The organism is Trichococcus shcherbakoviae, from assembly GCF_963666195.1.
In the GTDB taxonomy this organism is placed as follows: Bacteria; Bacillota; Bacilli; order Lactobacillales; family Aerococcaceae; genus Trichococcus; species Trichococcus shcherbakoviae.
In genome coordinates this window covers 502,797-527,737 of sequence record NZ_OY762653.1, presented here as the reverse complement: position 1 = coordinate 527,737, position 24,941 = coordinate 502,797, and the positions used below count along the sequence as shown (strand labels likewise).

Genomic DNA, 24,941 nt, shown 5'->3' with positions numbered 1-24,941 from the left:
CTGAAATTACCCGCCCTTGATTGAAAACGATTTCAATGGAGGCTTGTGTGTGATAAAATGATTCTGAAAAGGTGAGGAGGGATTAGTGTGTCGGTTATATCAAGTATGCATATGGATAAAGAAAGTTTGGAGGAATCGCTGAGGTTGGTGGGGTACGATAATGAAGAATTGTTCGCTTATCTTCAACAAAAAGCGTTGGGCAATCCCTTAATCGAAGTGAAAATCAATAAAGAATTCGATGAACGCGCTGTAAAAGAAAGAACGATAGTCTATAAACCGGATAAAGACGATCCGATGGATACTGTTTCCGCTATGGATCAAGTATTTGAAGAAGTGCCGGCGTTGGATACATTCTTATTGGAACAAATCTATGCAAATATGCGGGACACGCCCTTGCGCGAGTTGGTTTTATTTTTGGTGGCATTCATCAATCCGGAAGGGTACGTCACAATTGATCTGAATGAAGCCGCGGAACAGAAGGGTGTCGAACCGATCGTGATGCTGGATGCGTTGACGCTCCTGCATCAATTGGATCCCCCGGGTGTGGGGGCCCGAAATCTGCAGGAATGCCTGATGCTGCAGACGGAGCGTGATGAATATGCGCCGGAAATCGCCTATTATATTCTGGAGAATTACTTTACGGCCTTCAGTGGCAAAAACTGGCAAGCAATAGCTGAAGAGATGGATGTCGAGCTGTCCGATGTGAAGGCGGTATTCGAGTATGCCCAAACGTTGGACCCGACTCCGGGATCAGCATATGGCGAGGACAGCCTTTCTTTGCCCAGACCGGATCTTTATCTTCAAATGGTGGATGGGCACCTGAGAGTAAAGTACAATGAGTGGGCTTCTCCTTTCATCATTTTCCAAAAAGAATATTATGAAGAGATGATGCAACACGAAGATGTGGATGTGCAACAATTTCTGGCAGCGAAGAAAACGGAGTGGGAGCAGTTGCGGTCTGCAGTTGCATTCAGAAAAGAGTTGCTGCTTGCGGCGGGAGAATTGATCTGCGGCTTGCAGAAAGGCTTTTTCCTGGAAGGTCGGGAGTTGGAACCGCTCGATGTGACTCGTTTGGCTGGAGATTTGGCGGTCCCGGCGACTGTCATGCGCGAAGAAATATTGGAGAAAACGATCGAAACGGACCGTGGGACATTTTTGTTGCACCAGTTATGCGGTGAATAGGCTGTCAATCGACAATAATAAATGAAAAAGATGCGAAACGTTAAACAATAACGGGACGATTATCGGCCCTTATCAAAAAGTTGATGTACCAAGGTTTTCTGAAAGCGTATGTCTAAAAGGCAATCGGATTATAGGCTACTCGTGATATATTGAACGAATCTATTTTAAAGGAATTTGAATTTATTTGCCAAAACGCTTGAAACGTCTAGTGTTTACTGTTAAAATGATGAAGTAAAGACGAGGGAGAATAGACGGAATAAAAAAATATTTGCAGTCCTATTCCATCTCTCCTGATATGAAATAAACGAGGACCGCCTAAGATTGCAGCGGGGCGAAAAGCGTCCACGTGCAAATGAAGAGGGTTTTTATGGAAGAGTCTATTTCAGTCTTGCAGCAAATAGTCCCGGACATTATGTCAGTCCTTCAAAATCGTTACCATATCATGCGTAATATCCAAATGTATGCTCCAGTCGGGAGACGCGTCCTGGCCGATAAAGTATCCTTGTCAGAAAGGACTTTACGGACTGAGACAGATTTTTTGCGGAAACAAGGTCTTCTTTCCAGTTCGAAGAACGGGATGGAATTGACTGAGGAAGGCGAAGACATTTTTCGTCAGCTGGAAAGGTTCATGCGGTTATTGCTGAATATGAATGCGAAAGAAAAGGCGTTAGCGGATTATCTGAATATTCAGTTTTGTAGGATTGTTCCTGGCGATAGTGATGAAGATGCATCCGTTCTGGATGAAATCGGAAAAACTGCAGCCAAAGAACTGCATGCGTTATTGCCGGCAGGCGAATTTATCGTTGCTGTTGCTGGCGGGAGTACTATGGCACAGGCTGCTGAACATTTTTCACCTGAATTGTCACAGAACAGGGAGTTCATGTTTGTCCCGACACGAGGCGGTTTAGGCGAATCCATGTCGATACAAGCCAACAGTGTCAGCGATCGTATGGCGCAGTTGGTAGGCGGTGAGAACATGGCACTTTTCGTTCCCGATAATTTGAGCGAAAAAGCTTATGCATCCATGAAATCCGAGCCATCAATCAAACATACTTTATCCGTCATGAAAAAGGCAAACTGCTTGTTATATAGTATCGGTAATGCTAAAGTAATGATGGAAAGACGTAGGATGTCGCATGGGTTGATTTCGTCCCTAGAAGCGCATAATGCGGTAGGTGAAGCCTTTGGTTGTTACTTCAATGAGAACGGAGAAATCGTCTATCGATTGTCCCGGTTCGGACTTCAGATTGAAGACATCGAAAAGATCCCGTACGCAATGGCCATTGCAGGGGGAAGCACGAAAGCCAAGGCTATTAAAGCGTTCATGAAATATGCCCCGCATCAAACATGGCTGATTACGGATGAGGGCGCAGCTAATCTGATTTTAAAAGGGGTAACCCTTTAAAATAAAAATTTTGACTTATCCTAAGGAGGAAATCTCAGTATGACAGTAAAAGTTGGTATTAACGGTTTTGGACGTATTGGACGTTTAGCATTCCGCCGTATTCAAGAAGTAGAAGGAATCGAAGTTGTAGCAATCAATGACTTGACTGACGCTAAAATGTTAGCTCACTTATTGAAATATGATACAACTCAAGGCAGATTCAATGGTGATGTAGAAGTTAATGACGGATTCTTCACTGTAAACGGAAAAGACATCAAAGTGTTATCACAACGTAACCCAGCAGATCTTCCATGGGCAGAACTTGGCGTAGAGTTCGTATTAGAGTGTACTGGATTCTTCATGAGCAAAGCAGGAGCTCAAGCTCACGTTGATGCAGGCGCTAAACGTGTTCTATTGTCTGCTCCAGCAGGCAGCGACGTTAAAACAATCGTTTATAACGTTAACCATAACGAATTAAATGCTGAAGACGTTATCGTTTCAGGCGCATCTTGCACAACTAACTGCTTGGCTCCAATGGCTAAAGTATTGAACGACGAATACGGAATCATTGAAGGCTTAATGACTACAATCCACGCTTACACTGGCGACCAAAACACTTTGGATGCTCCACATCCTAAAGGTGACTTCCGTCGTGCGCGTGCTGCAGCTGCAAACATCGTTCCTAACACAACTGGTGCTGCTAAAGCTATCGGTGATGTATTGCCTGAATTGAAAGGCAAATTAGATGGAGCTGCTCAACGTGTTCCAGTTCCTACCGGTTCATTGACTGAATTAGTGACTGTATTGGAAAAAACTGTAACTGTTGAAGAAATCAATGCTGCTATGAAAGCTGCTTCTAACGAATCTTACGGATACACTGAAGACGAAATCGTTTCAAGCGATATCGTAGGAATCAACTTCGGTTCTTTATTCGATGCTACACAAACTAAAGTAATGACAGTTGGAGACAAACAATTAGTTAAAACTGTTGCTTGGTACGACAATGAAATGTCTTACGCTTCACAATTAGTACGTACTTTAGTAGAATTTGCTAGCTTATAAGATTAAGTCTTTCATTTATTGAAAGCTGAATCGTAGAAGATAACAAAAGCGGGGAGGCAACGCGCTTCCTCGCTTTTCTTATGTAGATACACATATCAGGAGGCGACGTAATGACAAAGAAAGTTGTAACAGATTTAGATGTAGCTGGAAAAAAAGTATTGGTTCGTGCTGATTTCAATGTTCCTATGAAAGATGGAGCAATCACTAACGACAACCGTATCGTTCAAGCTCTTCCTACAATCAACTACTTGATCGAAAATAACGCAAAAGTCATCCTTTTCTCTCACTTAGGAAAAGTAAAAACTGAAGAAGACAAAGCGAAGTTGAGCTTGAAGCCTGTAGCTGATCGTTTGGCTGAATTGTTGGGCAAAGAAGTCACTTTCGTTCCTGAAACACGCGGCGAAGCTTTGGAAGCAGCAGTTGCAGCTTTGAAAGATGGAGATGTTTTGGTATTCGAAAACACTCGTTTCGAAGATGTTGACGGCAAAAAAGAAAGCAAAAACGATCCTGAATTGGGTAAATACTGGGCTAGCCTGGGCGACCTATTCGTAAACGATGCATTCGGTACGGCTCACCGTGCACATGCTTCCAACGTCGGAATCGCTTCTAACCTTGAAAGTGCAGCTGGATTCTTGATGGAGAAAGAAATCAAGTTCATCGGCGGAGCTGTTGACGAGCCTGTCCGTCCATTCGTAGCTATCCTTGGCGGAGCAAAAGTAAGCGACAAAATCGGTGTTATCAAACACTTATTGAACAAAGCCGACAAAGTACTTATCGGCGGCGGCATGGCTTACACATTCATGAAAGCACAAGGCTTGGAAATCGGTAAATCCTTATTGGAAGCTGATAAAGTTGAATTGGCTAAAGAATTGTTGGAGAGCGCTGGCGACAAATTGATCTTGCCTATCGATGCTAAAATGGCTCATGAATTCGGCAACGATGGAGAAATCACAATCGCTAAAAACGAAGCATTCCCTGCTGATCAAATGGCATTGGATATCGGACCTGCTTCCATCGAATTGTTCACTAAAGAGCTTGAAGGCGCGAAAACTGTCGTATGGAACGGACCTATGGGCGTGTTCGAATTATCTAACTTTGCTCAAGGAACAATCGGTGTCTGCGAAGCGATCGCTAAATTAAGCGATGCTGTAACAATCATCGGCGGCGGAGACTCAGCTGCAGCTGCTATGCAATTAGGCTTTGCTGATGACTTCACGCACATCTCAACAGGTGGCGGAGCATCATTGGAATACCTAGAAGGCAAAGAATTACCAGGTGTAGCATCAATTTCTGACAAATAAGCAACCTATCTTAAGGAGTGATTATATTGCGTAAACCGATTATTGCCGGTAACTGGAAAATGAACAAAACAGCTAAGGAAGCACAAGCATTCATCGAGGCTGTAAAAACTAAGGTTCCTGCTTTTGATAAAGTAGAAGCTGTTATTGGATCACCGGCTTTATTTTTAGAAAAAATGGTAGAAGCTACAGAGGGAACTGATTTGAAAGTTGCCGCGCAAAACTGTTACTTTGAAGAAGAGGGTGCCTTCACTGGTGAAATCAGCCCGAAAGCTTTAGGGGACTTAGGCGTCGACTACGTCATTATCGGACACTCTGAAAGACGTGAGTACTTCCACGAAACAGATGAAGATATCAATAAAAAAGCACATGCTATTCTGCGTAATGGCATGACACCTATCGTTTGCTGTGGCGAAACGTTGGAACAACGTGAATCAGGCGTAACAAACGAGTGGGTATCAGGACAAATTACTGCAGCTTTGAAAGATCTGACTGCAGACCAAGTGGCTAACCTAGTTCTCGCTTATGAGCCAATCTGGGCAATCGGTACTGGCAAATCTTCTACTGCAAAAGATGCGAACGACACTTGCGGCGTAGTGCGCGCAACTGTTGCTACAATCTTTGGCCAAGAAGTGGCTGACAAAGTTCGCGTTCAATACGGCGGTAGTGTTAAACCTGAAAACATTGCAGAATACATGGCTGAAGAACATATTGATGGCGCGTTAGTCGGCGGTGCTAGTTTAGTTCCTGAGTCATTCTTAGCATTATTGGAGGCTATTAAATAATGAGTAAAACACCGGTAGCAATAATTATTTTAGACGGTTTCGGCTGGAGAAACGAAATGATGGGCAACGCGGTTAAGCTAGCGAAGAAACCGAACTTTGACCGTTATTGGAACAATTTTCCGCATGCAACGATGCTGGCTTCCGGATTTGCTGTTGGACTGCCTGAAGGTCAAATGGGTAATTCCGAAGTAGGGCATACAAACATTGGTGCCGGACGAGTTGTCTACCAAAGTTTGACCAGAATCGACAAAGCCATCATCGATGGTGAATTCTTGACGAACGAAGCGCTTGTAGGTGCTTACGATCACACCACCGAAAATGATTCTGCTTTGCACCTTTTCGGTCTGCTTTCTGATGGTGGTGTGCACAGTCACATCAACCATATCATTGCATTGATCAAGAGTGCAAAAGAAAAAGGCGTCAAAAAACTTTATCTGCATGCTTTCCTTGATGGCCGCGACGTGGATCCGCACGCTGCACCAGGCTACATCGAAACAGTGGAAAAAGCGATGGAAGAAATCGGGCTGGGCGAAATCGCGACTGTTTCAGGTCGTTACTACGCTATGGACCGTGACAACCGTTGGGAACGTGTGGAATTGGCATACAACGCCATCGCACACGGCGAAGGCGAAAAATTTGAATCTGCACAAGCTGTTGTAGAAGCAAGCTATGCAGATGGTAAAACGGATGAATTCGTCTTGCCGACTGTCATCGTTAAAGATGGCAAACCAGTTGGGCCATTGCAAGACAATGACGCGATCATTTTCTTCAACTTCCGTCCTGACCGTGCAATCCAACTTTCAAATGCCTTCACTAACGAAGAATGGACGAACTTCGAACGCGGGGAACGCGCTAAAAACGTGAAATTTGTGACGATGACTTCTTACCAAGATACTGTAATCGCGGATATCGCCTTCAAGCCTATCCCGATGACAAACGTTCTGGGTGAAGTTCTGGCGCAACATAAACTTACACAATTGCGTATCGCTGAAACCGAAAAATATCCGCATGTAACTTTCTTCATGAACGGCGGACGTCACGAGCCTTTCGAAGGCGAAGGACGCATCCTGATCCCTTCACCGAAAGTTGCAACCTATGATTTGAAACCTGAAATGAGCGCTTATGAAGTGGGCGAAGCATTAGTGAAAGAGATTAATGACGACAAATACGACGCCATCATCCTTAACTTTGCGAACCCTGACATGGTCGGCCATTCAGGCATGTTGAAACCTACAATCAAAGCGATCGAAGCGGTAGATGAGAACCTGGGCGCAGTCGTTGATGCTATCCATGCAAAAGGTGGCTATGCCATCATTTTCGCTGACCACGGTAACGCGGACACTATGTCCACTGAAGACGGACAGCCGCATACTGCGCACACAACCGTGCCGGTTCCGGTAATCGTAACGAAAAAAGGCGTCACGTTGCGCACAGACGGCAAATTGGCCGATGTTGCTCCAACTATGCTTGATTTATTGAACGTAGAAAAACCAGCAGAAATGACAGGCGAATCGCTGATCGTTAAAGCGTAAGCAAAACGCTTCAGCTATTGCATAAAGTAAGAAAATTGTCTAAAATGATACTTGGTAACACAAGTAATTCAGCCAACTAAAAGGAGAGAAAACCATGCCATACATTACAGATATTTTAGCTAGAGAAGTATTAGATTCACGCGGAAACCCAACTATCGAAGTTGAAGTTTACACAGAGAGCGGCGCTTTCGGACGCGGAATGGTTCCATCAGGAGCTTCTACTGGCGAACACGAAGCAATCGAATTACGTGATGAAGACAAAGGTCGTTACCTTGGAAAAGGTGTTTTGAAAGCTGTAGAAAACGTAAACGACATCATTGCTGATGCTATCTTAGGTTTCGATGTACGTGACCAATTAGCTATCGACAAAACAATGATCGACTTAGATGGCACTCCTAACAAAGAAAAATTGGGCGCTAACGCAATCTTGGCAGTATCTATCGCAGTAGCTCACGCTGCAGCAGATTACTTGGATATCCCTTTATACCAATACCTAGGCGGATTCAACGCTAAAACTTTGCCAACACCAATGATGAACATCATCAACGGCGGATCTCACTCGGATGCTCCTATCGCTTTCCAAGAGTTCATGATCTTGCCAGTCGGCGCTCCTTCTTTCAAAGAAGCATTGCGTTGGGGTGCTGAAATCTTCCACGAATTGAAATCAATCCTGAAAAAACGCGGATTGGAAACTTCTGTTGGGGATGAAGGCGGATTTGCTCCTCGCTTCAACGGAACAGAAGATGGCGTAGAAACTATTTTGGCTGCAATCAAAGCAGTTGGTTTAGAACCAGGCAAAGATGTATACTTAGGCTTTGACTGTGCATCATCTGAATTCTACGAAGACGGCGTTTACAACTATGCTAAATTCGAAGGCGAAGGCGGCGCAAAACGCACTGCTGCAGAACAAGTAGATTACTTGGAAGAATTGGTCAACAAATACCCAATCATCTCAATTGAAGACGGTATGGATGAAAATGACTGGGATGGCTGGAAGCTTTTGACAGAACGTCTGGGCGAACGCGTTCAATTAGTTGGGGATGACTTGTTCGTAACCAACACTGAAATCTTGTCCCGCGGTATCGAAAACGGAATCGGTAACTCGATCCTGATCAAAGTTAACCAAATCGGTTCATTGACTGAAACTTTCGAAGCTATCGAAATGGCTAAAAAAGCTGGTTACACTGCAGTTATTTCTCACCGTTCAGGCGAAACAGAAGATGCTACAATCGCTGACATCTCTGTTGCAACAAACGCTGGACAAATCAAAACTGGTTCATTGAGCCGTACTGACCGTATCGCTAAATACAACCAATTGTTACGCATCGAAGATCAATTAGGCGAATTGGCTGTATACGATGGTTTGAAATCTTTCTACAACCTAAAAAACAAATAATTTTAATTAATTAACAGGAAGACAGCTGCTTGGAACACTGTCTTCACATAAAGACCATCTGGGACAACCAGATGCGAGAAAAAGTCCGGCGCTTGGAACGCCGGACTTTTTTTGTTGTCTAATCCTTTAATGTTCGGTTTTAGGTCGAAAAACTTGTTTTGAGTTCCGATATAATCATAATTATGAGGTTTGTTCCTAACATCCGCATGTAATTATTTTCGGGAAATAGGCATTTTCGCTTCCTTTCGCCGTGTAATCTGCTATAATAAGATTAAATTATTATTAATAAATAATGAGGACAATTGATAAGGGGGAGACAAAAGGATGAAAAGAGCAAGAAATTTTTCCGCTGGTCCAGCAATACTACCAGAATCAGTCTTAGAGAAAGTACAGAGTGAAATGCTATCCTACAGAGATAGTGGCATGTCAGTTATGGAGATGAGTCACCGCTCCTCCTTGTTCGAAGAGATCATTTCAGACGCAGAGCAATTATTACGGGAATTGATGAATATCCCTGAAGGCTATAAAGTCTTGTTCTTGCAAGGTGGCGCAAGCCTGCAGTTCTCCATGATTCCGATGAATCTTGGGAAAGGCGGCAAAGTCGGTTACATCAACTCCGGATCATGGGCTAAGAAAGCCATCTCTGAAGCTAAAATCTTAAAAGTACCGAATATGGAAGTATTGGCTAGTTCCGAAGAGGATAATTTCACTTACATTCCTGAAATTCCGGAAACAGACGAAGCCTACGATTACATCCACATCACAACAAACAACACAATCGAAGGTACAGCTTTCCAAACGATCCCTCGTTTCGTGAATGCACCGATCGTTGCCGATATGTCTTCCAACATTCTGTCCAACCGTTACGATGTCAATGACTTCGGTTTGATCTATGCTGGCGCACAAAAAAATATCGGGCCTGCAGGATTGACGATCGTGATCGTGAAAGAAGATCTGATCCAGACTGAGAATAAATTACCAAGCATGCTTGATTACCGTACACACATCAAAAATGATTCGTTATACAATACACCACCAAGCTTCTCCATCTATGTAGCTAAATTAGTCTTCGAATGGTTGAAGGACTTGGGCGGCGTTGAAGCTATGGTGAAAATGAACGAAGAAAAAGCGGGCTTACTGTACCGCACAATCGAAGAATCAGACTTGTTCTCTTCTCCAGTTGCAGTCAATTCCCGTTCATTGACGAATATCCCATTCGTTACCGGAAACAAAGACTTGGATGCGAAGTTCGTCAAAGAAGCTACAGCTTTGGGCTTCCTGAACTTGAAAGGCCACCGTTCCGTTGGCGGTATGCGCGCAAGTATCTACAATGCATTCCCTTATGAAGGCGTTAAAGAATTAACAGAATTTATGAAAGCTTTTGAAGCTAAAGAAGGGAAATTCAAATAATGTTCGAGATTAAAACTTACAATGCGATTGCCCCAGAAGGCTTAAATTTACTGAATGCAGATCAATTCGTCCTTAACTCAGGCGCAAGCCCTGACGGTATCATCCTGCGCAGCGAAAAACTGCATGGCATGGAATTTCCTGAAAGTTTGAAAGCTATTGCCCGTGCCGGCGCCGGCGTCAACAACGTACCCGTTGAAGAATGCTCCGAAGCAGGCGTTGTTGTCTTCAACACGCCTGGCGCGAATGCCAATGCGGTCAAAGAACTTGTTTTGGCTGCTATGATCATGGCTGCCCGTCCGATCAAAGAAGGAATGGAATGGGTCCAAACATTAAGCGGTGACGATGTCGAGAAACAAGTCGAAAAAGGCAAAAGCCAATTCGCGGGGACAGAAATATCCGGAAAAACATTGGGTGTCATCGGCTTGGGAGCTATCGGCGCTATGTTGGCCAATGACGGCTTCCGTTTAGGCATGGAAGTCATCGGTTATGACCCATATGTTTCCGTGGAAACTGCATGGAACATCAATCGTCGTGTCCAAAAAGCTGCTTCAATCGCTGAAGTATTAGCTAAAGCGGACTACATTTCCATTCACGTACCAGTCAATGCCGAAACAAAAGGCATGGTTGACGCTGCATTCCTGGCTCAAATGAAAGATAATGCTGTTCTTTTGAACTTTGCCCGCGGCGAATTGGTCAACACGGCTGATATGCTGGCAGCGTTGAAAGAAAAGAGCATCCGCAAATACGTAACGGATTTCGCTGACGAAGCTTTGCTTCACAACGATGCTATCATTGTAATGCCTCACTTGGGAGCTTCCACTGAAGAAGCTGAAGTGAACTGCGCAATCATGGCAGCCCAAACATTGAAATACTTCCTGGAAACAGGGAATATTGTGAATTCCGTGAACTTCCCGGGAGTCGATATCGCGATGCAATCACCGATCCGTTTGACGATCATCAACAAGAACATCCCGAACATGGTCGGCCAGATTTCTTCCGGGTTGGCTAAGTACTTCATCAACATCGAAGATATCCTGAACCGCAGCCGTGGCAATTATGCCTACACTGTCATCGATATCGCCGAAACAGAAGAAGCAGTACTTGCTGAAGTCGTTGAAAATTTCAAAAAAATCGACGGCATCGTAAACGTCCGCGTCATCAGAAGATAAGAGAGTGTGATGGATCCCGGGTCAGAAATCGAGCACTAAGAGGACTAACACAAAGCGGACGCTTTTTGTCCGTGTGTGGTAGTCAGCTTAGGCACAGATTTCTGGGATCCAGAACACGTTTAAAGAGTGCGAAAGCGTTCGGACTGTCACCTCCAGTGGAGGTGAGCGGATCCGGGCGCTTTTCTTTTCGGAAATTGCTAGCAAAACCCTATAGTTTGTGCTAAAGTTAGTAGTAGAAAATTATTATAGGGAGGTCCATCATTTGTCATTATACGATGTACTATTAACGGCCCTGTTGGTTGTTTCTGTGCTGTTGATCATTGTTGTGCTGATGCAGCCATCAAAAACCAATGCAGCCAGCACACTTACAGGTGGAGCGGAGCAATTATTCGGCAAACAAAAGGCAAGAGGCTTTGAAGCGGTATTGCGTCAGATCACAGTCGTTCTGGGAGCATTGTTCATCCTGATCGCCTTGGCTTTAACCTATCTATCCTCAAATTAACTATTGCAGGCAGAAACCACATTACCGGGTTCTGCTTTTTTTTCGCCTGAAAAGGATGCTCGCCTAAACTAGGCGACACAGCTTATGAATTGCTGAAAAATTTCGTCCGCAAATATCTGATATATTAGGAAAAAAGCTGTAAATACAGTAAAATGAAGATGAACGAGTTGGGAGGAATTTTATGAAAGCAATCAATTTACCAGAACCCTTTTTCTTCGAAGCTGGCCCGCGCGCCGTCCTTTTGCTGCATGCCTACACCGGAAGCGCAAATGATGTGCGTTTGTTGGGACGCTTTTTGGAACGGAACGGGTATACTGTATATGCACCGAATTTTACGGGGCATGCGACCGGCCGGTTTGAGGACATTCTTGATTTGGGAGGCCCGGCTGTCTGGTTCGCTGATGCCATGCGTGCAAAAGATGAACTGATGGAAAAGGGCTACAATCAGCTTGCCGTATTCGGGTTGTCAATGGGCGGCATTATGGCGACAAGGGCCATCGAAACGGGAGGATTCATCGGTGGAGGCTCCTTCAACTCACCAATCATCAGCTTTGGGGAATCGCGGGTGCCGATCAGTTTTATGCATTTCGCCAAGCTTTCGAAGAAGAAACTCGGCATGGCAAATCTGGAAATCGAACACGAACTGGCGTTGATGAAGCCAAAATTGAGTGCCCAGCTTGCCCAAATTGATGCCTTTACGGAACTGATTAAGGCGAATCTGGCTGACATCACCGTCCCCTATTACATCGCGCAGTCCGGCAAGGATGAAATGATCAGCGCCGACTGCGGGAAGTTGTTGGCGGATAGCCTCGTGGATGCTGAAGTGGATTATCATTTTTTCCCGGAAGCAACGCATGTCATCACCGTTGGGAAAGACAGAAACATATTTGAAGAAACAGTATTGGCATTTTTGAACCGACTAAATTGGAATGAGGGATAAGTATGAGAAAGATAGATCAGATCCAAATTGACGTTCTAGCCTATTTTCAGGAGCATGCCGGAAAGAGCATGACATTGAAGGAAGTAAGTGAAGCGTTGGGCTACACCGATTCCGAAGAATTCAAAGCATTGGTCAAAGTTTTTGCGCAATTGGAGGAAAGAGGTATCCTGTTGCTGAACAAGACCGGGCAATTCCGTCTGAAGGTGCAAGGCGCCACTTTGACGGGGACTTTCCGCAGCAACGACCGCGGATTCGGCTTTGTGACGGTCGATCCGAACGAAAGTGACCTCTTTGTCCCGCGCGGCAAAACAGGCAGCGCGATGGACGGCGATACGGTCGAGTTGAAGATCACCCGAGAAGCGGAGCCTTGGAATGACAAAGGAGTCGAAGCTGAAGTAACGGCTGTTTTGACGCGCAAATCGAATCAAGTCGTCGGTGAATTTGTGCCTTACGATTCCGATCGCCGTGAAGAAACCGGCTTTTTGGGATTCGTTGTTCCGCGGGACACGAAAATCAACAGTATCGTTGTCTACATCAAACCGGAAGGCATACATCCGGTTGAAGGCAGTGTCTGCCTGGTGGAAATCACTAGCTACCCTACACCGCAGAATCCAGTCAAGATGGAAGGGCTGGTCACGAAAGAAATTGGCCACAAGGATGCACCGGGCGTTGATATTCTTGCCATTCTCTATAAGTTCGGCATTCCTTCCGAATTCCCGGAAGATGTGTTGGCTCAAGCTGAAAGCATTCCATTGGAGATTCCTGCCGAGGCGTTGGAAGGCAGACGGGATTTGCGTTCGGAACAGATCGTCACGATCGATGGTGCTGACGCCAAAGACTTGGATGATGCGATTTCCTTGAAGAAACTAGATAATGGCAATTATCTGCTGGGCGTGCACATCGCGGATGTTTCCTTTTATGTGACTGAGAATTCCCCAATCGATCGCGAAGCCTATGAACGCGGCACCAGTGTCTATTTGACGGACCGTGTCGTGCCGATGTTGCCTCAGAAATTATCCAACGGCATCTGTTCCTTGTTGCCGCATGAAGACCGTTTGACGATGTCTTGTGAAATGGAATTGGATGCGGATGGGGAAGTGGTCGCCTATGATATTTTCCCGAGCATCATCGAGTCCAAACAACGGATGACCTATTCCGATGTCAATGCGATTTTGACTGACCACGACAAGAAACTGCGCGAAAAATACAGCGATTTTGTGCCAATGTTCGAAGAAATGGCCATCCTTCATGAGATCCTCCTGAAGAAACGCCAAAAACGCGGCGCCATCGATTTCGAATCCGATGAAGCGAAAATCATCGTGGACGAAAATGGCCACCCGTTGGACATCTATGTGACGGATCGCGGTGTCGGCGAGCGCCTCATCGAGTCCTTCATGTTGAGCGCGAACGAGACTATCGCCCATCATTTCACGAAGGCGAATTTGCCGTTCATCTACCGGATCCATGATCAACCGGATCCGACTAAAATGATGCGCTTCCTGGAATTCGTGACGACTTTCGGAATTCTGGTGAGCGGAACGCATGAAAATGTCAAACCTAAGCAACTGCAGGCCGTTTTGGCGAAAGTCAAGGATGAACCATACGAAGCTGTTGTTTCGACCACGCTGTTGCGCAGCATGCAGCAAGCAAAATATGATGCAGTACCGGTCGGCCACTATGGCTTGGCTGCGAAAGATTATACCCATTTCACTTCACCGATCAGAAGGTACCCCGACTTGATCGTCCACCGCCTGATCCGCACGTATGGAAAAGGCATCGTTGAACCAAAGGTGGTTGAAAAATGGAAAGGGCAATTGCCTGATATCGCCGTTCAGAGTTCGCAGATGGAACGCCGCTCGGTTGATGCGGAACGCGAAACCGAATCGCTCAAGAAGGCAGAGTTCATGATGGACAAAGTCGGCCAAGAGTTCGAAGGCGTCATCAGTTCCGTCACGAAATTCGGCATCTTTGTACAGTTGCCTAACACGGTGGAAGGCCTCGTGCATATCTCGAAAATGACTGAAGATTATTTCAACTACATCGAAAGCCATCTGCTTTTGATGGGCGAACGAACCGGCGTCATTTACCGTATCGGCCAAAAAGTCAAAATCAAAGTAGAAAAATCCGATCCTGTCACGCGTGAAATCGACTTCTCACTTGTCATCGACAAGGAAAAGGCCCAGAGCCAGAGCGACCTGGATCTGGTCAAACAGATCCGTTCGAAGATTCCGAAGGGCAAAAAACGGAATCCTCGGCAATCCGAGCGCGACAGCGGACAGCGCAAAAAGACCGAAAAAGGAAAAGAGCCGTTCTATTCCCGTCCAGGCAAAAAAGCCAAAGGGAAAAAAGAACGAGGCAAAAAGAAGTAAGCTAACGAAATGAAGGTGCCGGACTATGCCAAAAGGCGAAGGAAAAGTTTTAGCGCAGAACAGAAAAGCCAGCCATGATTACATCATCCTCGACACGATAGAAGCCGGGATGGTGCTGACCGGAACGGAAATCAAATCCGTCCGCAAAGCGAAAATCAACCTGAAGGACGGCTACGCAAGCATCCGGAACGGGGAAGTATTTCTTCAGAATGTGCATATCAGCCCGTTCGAACAGGGCAATATCTTCAACCATGATCCGCTGCGCACCAGGAAATTATTGCTGCACAAGAAGCAGATCAAGTACCTGATCGAGGAGACTAAGACGACCGGTGTTACGCTGGTGCCGTTGAGGGTCTACCTCAAGAATGGCGTCGCAAAAGTGCTCATCGGACTCGCAAAAGGGAAGAAGAGCTATGACAAGCGTGACGCATTGAAGCAAAAGGATATGAAACGCGAAATCGACAGAGCGATGAAAGAAAGATAAGCATAAATGTGAATAACGAACGCGCCCGCATTCCTGATGGAGTGCAGGCGCGTTTTTTACGGTTTGAGCGTCTGTATGGCGGTAGCGGTAGGTTAACGCCAGCTCCGGCGAAGCCAGGATTCGCCGGAGGAGAGCTGTGGAATCCGTGCTCAACTCCGACGAGGCAGCCTTCGCCGGAGGAGAGCAGCGGAATCCGTACTCAACTCCGACGAGACAATCCTCACCGGAGTTGGGAGCCTGAACGGAGCTGGCTTGATCCATGCAAGACCCCCCGGACAGGTACACTATCTAAATTGTGACCAATTGTGTAATTTTTGTATCTTGTCTATCATTTTTTTTTAATTCAAGCTATGATAGAAGTAATCATCTTGTCAGGAAAAATAAAGATAATCCTGTGAGCAACGTTTGCCTTGCGGGGTTCCGTTCTGAGTGAATTGAAAAAAGTAGGGGTGTAATTGTAATGATAACGAAAGACAAGTATCTTCGATTGCTGGCAAAAGAATATCCGACAGCAGCAAAAACTGTAACCGAAATCATCAACTTGGAAGCCATCATGAACTTGCCGAAAGCAACCGAGCACTTCATCAGCGACCTGCACGGGGAATACGATGCCGTGCAGCATGTACTCAGGAATGGATCCGGGAACGTCAAAGAAAAAATCCGGGAAATTTTCCAAGGGAGACTGAGCACCCGCGAGATGAATCAGCTTGCGACGATCGTCTATTACCCGGAAGACAAAATCGATATGATCGTGGACAGCCTGGATTCCGAAGAGGAAATCAATGAATTTTATTCGTTGACCTTACTGCGCATCACGGAATTGTGCGCCTTCACCGTTTCGAAATACACACGCTCGAAAGTCAGAAAGGCAATCCCGGCCGATTATGCCTATATCATCGAAGAGCTGCTTTTCAAAGACACGATTATGACGAACAAAGAGGATTATTACGAAAAAATCATCAAAACAGTCATTTCCCTGGACCGCGCGACAGAGCTGATCGCTGCCATTTCGCATGTCATCCAACGCCTTGTGGTCGACCACCTGCATGTAGTCGGGGACATCTACGACCGAGGCCCATTCCCTGACAAAATCATCGATACCTTCATGGATGGCCACGAGTTGGATATCCAATGGGGCAACCATGATGTCCTCTGGATGGGTGCCGCGAGCGGGTCAGTAGCCTGTATGGCCAATGTCATCCGCATCTCGGCCCGTTACAACAACCTTGAAATTATCGAGGATGCTTATGGCATCTCCTTGCGTCCGTTGATCACGTTCGCGGAAATGGTCTACAAAGAGGATCGCTATGAACCGTTCATGCCGAAAATCAACACCGAGGACGAAAACAAAATCTTCCCGGAAGAACTTCGTCAAATCGCTAAAATGAATCAAGCCATTTCGATCATCCAATTCAAGCTCGAAGGGGAAATCATCAAACGCCACCCTGAATTCGACATGGCCGATCGGATGGTGCTAGACTTCATCGATTACGAAAAGGGAACCGTGAAGTTGGATGGGAAAGAATATCCGCTGCTGTGCGATTATTTCCCGACAGTCGATCCAGCTGATCCGTACCGCTTGACCGAAGAGGAAATTCTGGTTGTCGAGAGACTCATGACCGGTTTCCAGAATTCCGAAAGACTGCAGAAGCATGTTCAGTTCCTTCTCAGTAAAGGCAGCATGTATTTGAGCTACAACGACAATCTGTTGTTCCACGGCTGCGTGCCGCTGAATCCGGATGGCAGCTTCATGGAGATGGCGATCGCAAACGTCAAGTACAGCGGCAAAGCCCTCCTGGACAAATACGAGGAAGTGTTGCGCAGAGGTTACCTGAACCGCGAAGCAACGAAACACAACATCCGTAGCCTGGATCTGATCTGGTATTTGTGGGAAGGAAAAGCTTCTTCCTTGTTCGGCAAGGACAAGATGACGACTTTCGAGCGTCTCTATTGTGCCGACAAAGAAACTCATGTTGAGAAGAAAAACCTGTATTACGAGCAGCGCGACAATGTGGAACTGTCCTACAAAATACTGAAGGAATTCGGACTGGATCCGAAAAAAGGCCATATCATCAATGGTCACACGCCAGTTAAAGAAAAGATCGGCGAGAATCCGTTGAAGGCGGACGGCAAACTGATCGTCATCGACGGCGGCTTCTCGAAAGCCTACCAGAATACGACAGGGCTGGCCGGCTATACGCTGCTGTACAACTCCTTCGGAATGCAGTTGGTTTCGCACCAGCCGTTCACTTCCCGACAGGATGCCATCGAAAACGAAAAGGACATCGTTTCGACCCGACGCATCGTCGACAAGGAATTGGAGCGCAAGACGGTAAGGCAGACGGATGTCGGCAAGAGGCTGACCCAACAAGTCATTGATCTGCAGCAGCTGCTGCGCGCCTACAAATCCGGTGAAATCGTCGAAGATCTGCTCAGCGACAAATAGTTGCATGAAAATAGATGCAATCAGCCGCCGGAATTGTTAAGATAAGAGAAGGAAAGCAAGTATCCTAATGCGAAAGTAGCTTGAGAGAGGCGGGTTAACCTTGAAAAAGGGAGTAACGTTTTATTTTATGCGACACGGAGAAACTTATCTGAATAAATACAATCGGATGCAAGGCTGGTCCGACACACCACTGACGCCCAGAGGCAGACGCGACGTCATGAGAAGCGGAGCAGGCTTGGGCGATGTCAAGTTCGATGCGGTCTACTGCAGCGACTTGAGAAGGACATTTGAAACAGCACAGATCATTTTGAAGGAAAACCAGCATGCCGACCATTTGAAAGTGGTGGCCATGCCCGAATTCAGGGAGATTTTCTTTGGCTCTTTTGAAGGGCTGGATGCGAGCGAAACCTGGGGGAACCTGAATAAATTCCTCGGAAGCGCGGATGGTGAGCCGAATTATGATGCCCACCGCTCCGTCATCGAAGAATTGAACGGATTGAAAGAAATGGATCCTTACCACGAAGCGGAAGATTACATGACTTTCTGGCTGCGCGTCGAACGAGGCTTGATCAAGCTGATCAGCGAGCACCGCGATTCCGAAAGAAACATTCTGATCGTTTCCCACGGGATGACGATCCGCAACATGATCCATGCCGTCATTCCTGATTTCTCGATCGACCGCCATCTGGATAATGCCAGCATTTCGGTCGTCCGCTATGAGGATGGCTTCTATCACTTGGATCTCTACAACGGCACCGATCATTTTGTCGATGACTTCACGCCTGGCGATGAGCAGGAGCCGGAAGTCCATAAAGTGACGCCTGCCGATAAAGTCGAAGAGGACGTCAAATAAATTAAAGCAGTGCCCTTGGAACAAAACCCTTTGTTTCCAAGGGTTTTTCTGTATTTTAGAGTCAAGAACAATTAAAAATCACATCTTTTTTTCATTTTTTGGAAATATCAATTGAAAATTCCGTCCGGATAGTCTAAAATTAACGTAATCCACAATACTGTACGGGATACAGCGTGGCTAGAACGTCTTTAAATTAGCACAGAGAGGCTAACAAGGCATGTGAAACGATTAATGTAAACAACCGTTGAAACACGCCCAATAATAGGTGTGTTTTTTTTACATTTTCCTATTTTTCATGCAAGTGAGGTACGTACCTTGTCAATCAGAAATCAGGAGGAACAACATGAAACAACGTAGATTTTTAGTTTTAGAAGATGGCAGCTGCTATCCAGGATATGCTTTCGGATCAGAAAAAGATGCAATCGGGGAGATCGTATTCAACACAGGGATGACAGGTTACCAAGAAACTTTGTCAGATCCTTCCTACACAGGCCAAATCATCACTTTCACGTATCCGTTGATCGGCAACTACGGCATCAACGTAGACGACTATGAAGGTGTGCTTCCGGGCTTGAAAGGGATGGTCGTGCATGAAGTGGCGGAACATCCAAGCAACTTCCGCTCCACCAAAACATTGGATGAAGCTTTGAAGGACTTTGATGTACCAGGAATCTACGGCGTGGACACACGCAGCATCACCAAAAAAATCCGTAACGCCGGCGTTATGCGCGGCACAATGGTAAGCAATGCGGACAACTTGGATGCGATTGTTGCATCATTGAAAGCCTACGTATTACCGGTTGACGAAATCCAATTGAATTCAACAAAAGAAATCAAAATATTTGCGGGTGAAGGCCCACGCGTCGTCTTGCTTGACTTCGGATTCAAAGACAACATCCTTGCAGAATTATTGAAAAGAGGCTGCGAAGTCATTCTGGCTCCTTGGAACACAAGCGCAGACGAAATTCTAGCTTTCAATCCTGCCGGCATCATGTTGAGCAATGGACCTGGAGATCCGACATCCGTTCCGGAAGCAATCGAAACGATCAAGCAATTGATCGCGCAGGAAAACTTGCCGATGTTCGGTATTTGCTTAGGCCACCAGCTGATCTCATTAGCCGGCGGTGCGACAACCTACAAAATGAAATTCGGTCACCGCGGCGCAAATCATCCGGTGAAGGATCTTACAACCGGAAAAATCAGCCTGACGAGCCAAAATCATGGCTACGCCGTGGATGAAGATAGCCTGAGCCAAACAGACTTGGTCGCAACTCACCGCGCCTTGAACGACGGCACGAACGAAGGCGTCAAACACAAAACCAAACCGGTCTTCTCGGTTCAATACCATCCGGAAGCAGCGCCCGGACCGCACGATGCCAATTACTTGTTTGATCATTTTGTAAATATGATGAAAGCAGTCCAAGGAGGAAAACAACATGCCTAAACGTACCGACATTCAATCCATCTTAGTGATCGGCTCGGGCCCCATCATCATCGGCCAAGCCGCTGAATTTGACTATGCCGGAACGCAAGCATGCTTGGCTTTAAGAGAAGAAGGATACAAAGTCATATTGGTCAACTCCAACCCTGCTACAATCATGACGGACGTTGAAATCGCTGATAAAGTCTATATGGAGCCACTCACTGTAGAATTCATCACGAACATCATCCGCAAAGAGCGCCCGGATGCCTTATTGCCGACATTGGGCGGCCAGACCGGTCTGAACATGGCCGTGGAATTGGATAAAGCAGGCGTATTGGAAGAATTCAATGTCGAGCTATTGGGAACAAAATTGAGTTCCATCCAACAAGCCGAAGACCGTGATCTGTTCCGTCAATTGATGGCGGAATTGAATCAGCCGGTTCCGGAAAGCGACATCATCCATACTGTGGACGAAGCGCTTCGCTTCGCAGCGGAAATCGGATATCCTCTGATCGTCCGTCCGGCCTTCACAATGGGCGGCACTGGCGGCGGTATCTGTCACAATGAAGCTGACCTGCGCGAAATCGTAGCGAACGGCTTGCGTTACTCACCAGTAACGCAATGTCTGTTGGAAAAATCGATCGCCGGCTTCAAGGAAATCGAATACGAAGTGATGCGCGACAGCAACGACAATGCGATCGTTGTCTGCAATATGGAAAACATCGATCCGGTTGGCGTCCACACAGGCGATTCCATCGTCGTGGCGCCTTCCCAAACCTTATCCGATAAAGAATACCAAATGTTGCGCGATGTCTCCCTGCAGATCATCCGAGCCTTGAAAATCGAAGGCGGCTGCAATGTGCAGTTGGCATTGGATCCGTACTCGTTCGACTACTACATCATCGAAGTGAACCCGCGCGTCAGCCGTTCTTCGGCTTTGGCGAGTAAAGCGACCGGTTACCCGATCGCGAAGATGGCGGCGAAGATCGCTGTCGGTCTGACTTTGGATGAAATGAAGAACCCGGTAACCGGCACTTCCTATGCGGCTTTCGAGCCGGCTTTGGATTACATCGTCTCCAAAATCCCGCGTTTCCCGTTCGATAAATTCGAAAAGGGCGACCGCACCCTCGGCACACAGATGAAAGCGACTGGCGAAGTCATGGCCATGGGCCATACGTTCGAGGAATCGATGCTGAAAGCCGTCCGTTCTTTGGAATACGGCGTCAACCATCTGGCCTTGCCGAAAGACCAAGGCCAGACCGTGACGATGGCAGAAATCGAACAGAACATCCGAGTCGCTTGCGACGAACGTCTTTTCTATCTGGGAGAAGCGTTGCGCCGCGGCGTGACACCGGAAACGATCCATGAATGGAGCGAAATCGACTACTTCTTCCTGTACAAATTCAAGCACATCATCGACTTGGAGAAGGAAGTGGCGGCAGCTGAACCGAAAGACTTGGAAATCCTGCGCGAAGCGAAGAAATACGGCTTCAGCGATGAAATCATCGCTGAATTGTGGGGCATGGCTTCGGAAGACATCTACGCGTTGCGTAAAGCCAACGGCATCGTCCCTGTCTTCAAGATGGTGGATACGTGTGCGGGCGAATTCGAATCCTTCACACCGTACTTCTACAGCACGTATGAGATGGAACAGGAATCTTTCCCGAGCGATCGCGAAAAAGTCATCGTCTTGGGTTCCGGTCCGATCCGTATCGGCCAAGGGGTCGAGTTCGACTACGCAACCGTGCATGCGGTCTGGGCAATCCAGGAAGCCGGCTATGAAGCGATCGTCGTCAACAACAACCCGGAAACCGTTTCGACGGACTTCTCGATCTCTGACAAGCTGTATTTCGAACCCTTGACCGAAGAAGACGTGATGGCCATCATCGACCTGGAACAACCGCTGGGCGTCGTTGTGCAGTTCGGTGGCCAAACGGCCATCAACCTGGCTGACAAATTGGTGAAACACGGCGTGAAGATCCTGGGCACGAGCCTGGAAGATCTGGACCGCGCTGAAGACCGCAAGCTGTTCGAACAGTTGTTGCGCGACTTGGATATCCCGCAAGCACCCGGCAAGACAGCTGTGACCGTTGAAGAAGCGGTCGCAGTTGCCGACGAAATCGGTTATCCGGTCTTGGTGCGTCCGTCCTACGTATTGGGCGGCCGGGCGATGCAGATCGTCTACAACCAAGCGGATCTGGAGAAATACATGCGCGAAGCGGTCGTGGCCAGTCCGGAACGTCCGGTCCTGGTCGATCATTACCTGATCGGACAAGAGTTGGAAGTCGATGCGATCTGCGACGGCGAAACCGTCCTGATCCCGGGCATCATGGAACACATCGAACGCGCCGGCGTCCACTCGGGCGACTCGATCGCTGTTTACCCGCCGCAAAACTTGTCACCTGAATTGATCCAAACGATCGAAGACTATACGATCCGTGTGGCGCAAGGCCTGAACACCATCGGCTTGGTGAACATCCAGTTCGTCATCAGCGAAGGCGTCGTCTACATCATCGAAGTGAATCCGCGCGCGAGCCGGACGATCCCGTTCCTGAGCAAAGTGACCGGTATTCCGATGGCGAAATTGGCCACAAAAGGAATCCTAGGACTGAAGCTGAAGGATATGGGTTACAAGACAGGTTTGGTTCCTTCAAAATCAGGCGTATACGTGAAGATGCCAGTCTTCAGTTTCAGTAAACTGAAGAAAGTCGACACGGTTCTGGGACCTGAAATGAAGTCCACAGGAGAGATCATCGGTAAAGATGTCAACTTGCCGAAAGCTTTGTATAAAGGTTTTATCGCATCCGGCGTGAATGTGCCTGACTATGGCACGGCATTGATGACTGTATCGGATAAAGACAAAGAAGAAATCATCCCATTGGCGAAACGCTTGATTTCATTAGGCTACCACATCGTTGCTACGACAGGTACCGGTAAAGCTTTGGAAGCAGAAGGAATCAAAGTCGACGTCATTGAGAAAATCAATGAGAACAGCAACGACATCCTCGACGCCATCCGCGACGGCCGCATCAACTTGGTTGTCAATACGATGACGGAAGGTAAGACGAGCGAGACCGACGGATTCTTGATCCGCCGTGAAGCAGTCGAAAACAACATCCCATGTTTGACTTCATTGGATACAGCAGAAGCTTTGCTGCAAGCGATGGAAACCATCCATTTCCAATTGGAAGACATGAGTAAATAAGCTGTAAAGCAGAAAAGAGAAGCGGGTACCTCATTGGAGGCGGCCGCTTCTCTTTTCTTTTGTTTGTGTCGGTAGTTGATGCAGGCCACAAACCCAAACAGTCGAGACCTTAGTCCAAGGGGCCGTCCGCTGCGTTCTCTCATCCAATCAACTTGATGAACGACAAAAAACACCCCACGAAATGTCGAATGAATCGCTTCATATCGGCATTTCTGTGGGGTGTTGCCTTCATCTAGATGGAGACGACGGGAGTCGAACCCGTGTCCAAGCATATCGGCACTTCCAAGTCTACGCTCATAGTTAAACTATTGGAATTCGCCTTGAACTAGCCGTTTAACAGGCATTATTGTTGGCTAATCTGATTGTTCTCTTCTGATTCCTCCAGATGGAAGGTCACAGCGTATCCCACATCATTGAGACCCTGATCTGAGTACATGGGCGATACCAGGAGGATCTTAGCTAGCTACAATTAAGCAGCGAAAGCTAAAGTGTTGTTTTGTGTTTTGTCAGTTGTTTTAACTGTAACGTTTTAGCGTAGACGTAACCTACGGAGCGCATCAAAAGCTCGACCTATACCTGTCGAATCCGTAACGTCCCCGTAATGGGAATGCACAGAGTTATCTTGCATTTCATATTATACGGCATCCATTCCAAAAAGCAAGGATTATGCACAAAATATTTTTGCAGCCTGTCGCAAGTAAAAAGAGAATCGTGAAGCTTCCCAGAACCGGAGCGAAGGGATTCTGAAGCTTTCTGGTTATCGCCGAGGCCATTCTGAAAGGGCTATCCTTTGAAATGTACTGTCATTTTCTATAAACTATAAATAAGTGACAAGCACCACCATTAAGAAAGGATGGATGAAAATGAAACAAAGAAAATTGTTGATGAGTTTCTTCAGTCTATCGGCTACCGTATTATTGGCCGCTTGTTCAACGCAGACTTCGACTGAGGAAGCTTCTGTCGAAGTAGAGAGTGTTTCGATGGAAAGCATGGCTGAGGAGTCTTCCGTCAGCAGTTCTGAAGGAATGGGGGATATGGTCCATGACGATTCCGGTGTAATTCCTGAAGGGTTGATGGAAGCGGAGAATCCTACTTATAAAGTTGGCGATTCCGTCATCATGCAGGCAGGACATATGGAAGGCATGGAAGGTGCGGAAGCGACAATCATTGGAGCTTTCGACACGGTTGCCTATGAAGTTTCCTATGATCCAACCAATGGAGACCCAAGAGTGGAGAACCATCAATGGGTGATCCAGGAAGAAATCATGGATGCCGGAACAGACCCATTAGGCGTCGGCAGTGAAGTGATGCTGGAAGCCGAGCACACGGAAGGGATGAGCGGCGCTACTGCCACTATCGATGCGGCTGAAACGACTACAGTCTATATGGTGGATTACATAGATACGGTCACCGGGGAAACGATCAAAAACCATAAGTGGGTTACCGAATCGGAACTTTCTCCAATTGAAGAACCGTAACCTCTGATCGAACATCCAGAAAT

General features: G+C 46.8%; 18 protein-coding genes and 1 other RNA gene. 18 read left to right on the top strand and 1 reads right to left on the bottom strand.

Annotated elements, in window-relative coordinates:
* Positions 1–87 precede the first annotated feature (87 nt).
* From ACKPBX_RS02485 to carB, 17 genes are all read left to right on the top strand, one after another.
* Positions 88–1,182 carry an RNA polymerase factor sigma-54 gene (locus tag ACKPBX_RS02485; RefSeq protein ID WP_319995902.1) on the top strand — a complete coding sequence of 365 codons (1,095 nt, stop codon included), beginning with the start codon at positions 88–90 and terminating at the stop codon, positions 1,180–1,182.
* A gap of 367 nt (positions 1,183–1,549) precedes the next feature.
* Positions 1,550–2,587 carry a sugar-binding transcriptional regulator gene (locus ACKPBX_RS02480; protein ID WP_119093495.1) on the top strand — a complete coding sequence of 346 codons (1,038 nt, stop codon included), beginning with the start codon at positions 1,550–1,552 and terminating at the stop codon, positions 2,585–2,587.
* A 39-nt stretch (positions 2,588–2,626) separates the two neighbouring features.
* Positions 2,627–3,628 (top strand): type I glyceraldehyde-3-phosphate dehydrogenase, encoded by a 1,002-nt coding sequence (gap, locus tag ACKPBX_RS02475; RefSeq protein WP_106450746.1) that lies wholly within the window; start codon positions 2,627–2,629, stop codon positions 3,626–3,628.
* Positions 3,629–3,738: 110 nt separating this feature from the next.
* Positions 3,739–4,929, top strand: a complete 1,191-nt coding sequence (locus ACKPBX_RS02470) for a phosphoglycerate kinase (RefSeq protein WP_319995901.1) — start codon at positions 3,739–3,741, stop codon at positions 4,927–4,929.
* A 26-nt stretch (positions 4,930–4,955) separates the two neighbouring features.
* A complete protein-coding gene (gene tpiA / locus ACKPBX_RS02465) occupies positions 4,956–5,711 on the top strand; it encodes a triose-phosphate isomerase (protein WP_140185149.1) in 756 nt (251 codons plus the stop codon).
* Positions 5,711–7,243: a 2,3-bisphosphoglycerate-independent phosphoglycerate mutase gene (gpmI, locus tag ACKPBX_RS02460; protein ID WP_319995900.1), complete on the top strand. Its 1,533-nt coding sequence runs from the start codon at positions 5,711–5,713 to the stop codon at positions 7,241–7,243. Before tpiA ends, gpmI begins: the two co-directional genes overlap by 1 nt.
* 94 nt (positions 7,244–7,337) lie before the next feature.
* Positions 7,338–8,639, top strand: a complete 1,302-nt coding sequence (eno, locus tag ACKPBX_RS02455) for a phosphopyruvate hydratase (protein ID WP_319995899.1) — start codon at positions 7,338–7,340, stop codon at positions 8,637–8,639.
* A 324-nt stretch (positions 8,640–8,963) separates the two neighbouring features.
* Positions 8,964–10,049: a 3-phosphoserine/phosphohydroxythreonine transaminase gene (gene serC / locus ACKPBX_RS02450; RefSeq protein ID WP_272162153.1), complete on the top strand. Its 1,086-nt coding sequence runs from the start codon at positions 8,964–8,966 to the stop codon at positions 10,047–10,049.
* Positions 10,049–11,218 carry a phosphoglycerate dehydrogenase gene (locus ACKPBX_RS02445; RefSeq protein ID WP_319995898.1) on the top strand — a complete coding sequence of 390 codons (1,170 nt, stop codon included), beginning with the start codon at positions 10,049–10,051 and terminating at the stop codon, positions 11,216–11,218. Before serC ends, ACKPBX_RS02445 begins: the two co-directional genes overlap by 1 nt.
* 262 nt (positions 11,219–11,480) lie before the next feature.
* Positions 11,481–11,720 (top strand): preprotein translocase subunit SecG, encoded by a 240-nt coding sequence (gene secG / locus ACKPBX_RS02440; RefSeq protein WP_068561081.1) that lies wholly within the window; start codon positions 11,481–11,483, stop codon positions 11,718–11,720.
* Positions 11,721–11,901: 181 nt separating this feature from the next.
* Positions 11,902–12,660, top strand: coding sequence for an alpha/beta hydrolase (locus tag ACKPBX_RS02435; protein WP_319995897.1), 759 nt, complete (start codon positions 11,902–11,904; stop codon positions 12,658–12,660).
* A gap of 2 nt (positions 12,661–12,662) precedes the next feature.
* A complete protein-coding gene (gene rnr, locus ACKPBX_RS02430; RefSeq protein WP_319995896.1) occupies positions 12,663–15,029 on the top strand; it encodes a ribonuclease R in 2,367 nt (788 codons plus the stop codon).
* A gap of 25 nt (positions 15,030–15,054) precedes the next feature.
* On the top strand, positions 15,055–15,513 hold the full coding sequence (smpB, locus tag ACKPBX_RS02425; RefSeq protein WP_086627473.1) for an SsrA-binding protein SmpB: 459 nt from the start codon (positions 15,055–15,057) through the stop codon (positions 15,511–15,513).
* A gap of 460 nt (positions 15,514–15,973) precedes the next feature.
* The gene (locus tag ACKPBX_RS02420) at positions 15,974–17,959 is read left to right on the top strand and encodes a fructose-1,6-bisphosphatase (protein ID WP_319995895.1); all 1,986 of its coding nucleotides are present in this window, start codon (positions 15,974–15,976) and stop codon (positions 17,957–17,959) included.
* A gap of 127 nt (positions 17,960–18,086) precedes the next feature.
* Positions 18,087–18,812, top strand: coding sequence for a histidine phosphatase family protein (locus ACKPBX_RS02415; RefSeq protein ID WP_319995894.1), 726 nt, complete (start codon positions 18,087–18,089; stop codon positions 18,810–18,812).
* 343 nt (positions 18,813–19,155) lie between these two features.
* Complete coding sequence (gene carA / locus ACKPBX_RS02410; protein ID WP_319995893.1) at positions 19,156–20,256, top strand: glutamine-hydrolyzing carbamoyl-phosphate synthase small subunit; 1,101 nt, start codon at positions 19,156–19,158, stop codon at positions 20,254–20,256.
* Positions 20,249–23,440 (top strand): carbamoyl-phosphate synthase large subunit, encoded by a 3,192-nt coding sequence (gene carB, locus ACKPBX_RS02405; RefSeq protein WP_119093502.1) that lies wholly within the window; start codon positions 20,249–20,251, stop codon positions 23,438–23,440. Before carA ends, carB begins: the two co-directional genes overlap by 8 nt.
* A 234-nt stretch (positions 23,441–23,674) precedes the next feature.
* On the opposite strand, the gene ssrA is transcribed toward carB, so the two are convergent.
* Positions 23,675–24,038: a transfer-messenger RNA gene (gene ssrA / locus ACKPBX_RS02400) on the bottom strand.
* A 265-nt stretch (positions 24,039–24,303) separates the two neighbouring features.
* Here ssrA and ACKPBX_RS02395 point away from each other — a divergent pair.
* Complete coding sequence (locus ACKPBX_RS02395; RefSeq protein ID WP_319995892.1) at positions 24,304–24,918, top strand: YdhK family protein; 615 nt, start codon at positions 24,304–24,306, stop codon at positions 24,916–24,918.
* Positions 24,919–24,941: the final 23 nt, after the last annotated feature.

What these genes read in the sequence shown, in the direction of transcription:
- serC (WP_272162153.1), top strand. Translation starts at nt 8,964, where the DNA reads ATGAAAAGAGCAAGAAATTTTTCCGCTGGTCCAGCAATACTACCAGAA.
- gpmI (WP_319995900.1), top strand. Translation starts at nt 5,711, where the DNA reads ATGAGTAAAACACCGGTAGCAATAATTATTTTAGACGGTTTCGGCTGG.
- rnr (WP_319995896.1), top strand. Translation starts at nt 12,663, where the DNA reads ATGAGAAAGATAGATCAGATCCAAATTGACGTTCTAGCCTATTTTCAG.
- smpB (WP_086627473.1), top strand. Translation starts at nt 15,055, where the DNA reads ATGCCAAAAGGCGAAGGAAAAGTTTTAGCGCAGAACAGAAAAGCCAGC.
- ACKPBX_RS02415 (WP_319995894.1), top strand. Translation starts at nt 18,087, where the DNA reads ATGCGACACGGAGAAACTTATCTGAATAAATACAATCGGATGCAAGGC.
- ACKPBX_RS02480 (WP_119093495.1), top strand. Translation starts at nt 1,550, where the DNA reads ATGGAAGAGTCTATTTCAGTCTTGCAGCAAATAGTCCCGGACATTATG.
- ACKPBX_RS02470 (WP_319995901.1), top strand. Translation starts at nt 3,739, where the DNA reads ATGACAAAGAAAGTTGTAACAGATTTAGATGTAGCTGGAAAAAAAGTA.
- ACKPBX_RS02435 (WP_319995897.1), top strand. Translation starts at nt 11,902, where the DNA reads ATGAAAGCAATCAATTTACCAGAACCCTTTTTCTTCGAAGCTGGCCCG.
- gap (WP_106450746.1), top strand. Translation starts at nt 2,627, where the DNA reads ATGACAGTAAAAGTTGGTATTAACGGTTTTGGACGTATTGGACGTTTA.
- eno (WP_319995899.1), top strand. Translation starts at nt 7,338, where the DNA reads ATGCCATACATTACAGATATTTTAGCTAGAGAAGTATTAGATTCACGC.
- ACKPBX_RS02445 (WP_319995898.1), top strand. Translation starts at nt 10,049, where the DNA reads ATGTTCGAGATTAAAACTTACAATGCGATTGCCCCAGAAGGCTTAAAT.
- ACKPBX_RS02395 (WP_319995892.1), top strand. Translation starts at nt 24,304, where the DNA reads ATGAAACAAAGAAAATTGTTGATGAGTTTCTTCAGTCTATCGGCTACC.
- carA (WP_319995893.1), top strand. Translation starts at nt 19,156, where the DNA reads ATGAAACAACGTAGATTTTTAGTTTTAGAAGATGGCAGCTGCTATCCA.
- carB (WP_119093502.1), top strand. Translation starts at nt 20,249, where the DNA reads ATGCCTAAACGTACCGACATTCAATCCATCTTAGTGATCGGCTCGGGC.
- ACKPBX_RS02420 (WP_319995895.1), top strand. Translation starts at nt 15,974, where the DNA reads ATGATAACGAAAGACAAGTATCTTCGATTGCTGGCAAAAGAATATCCG.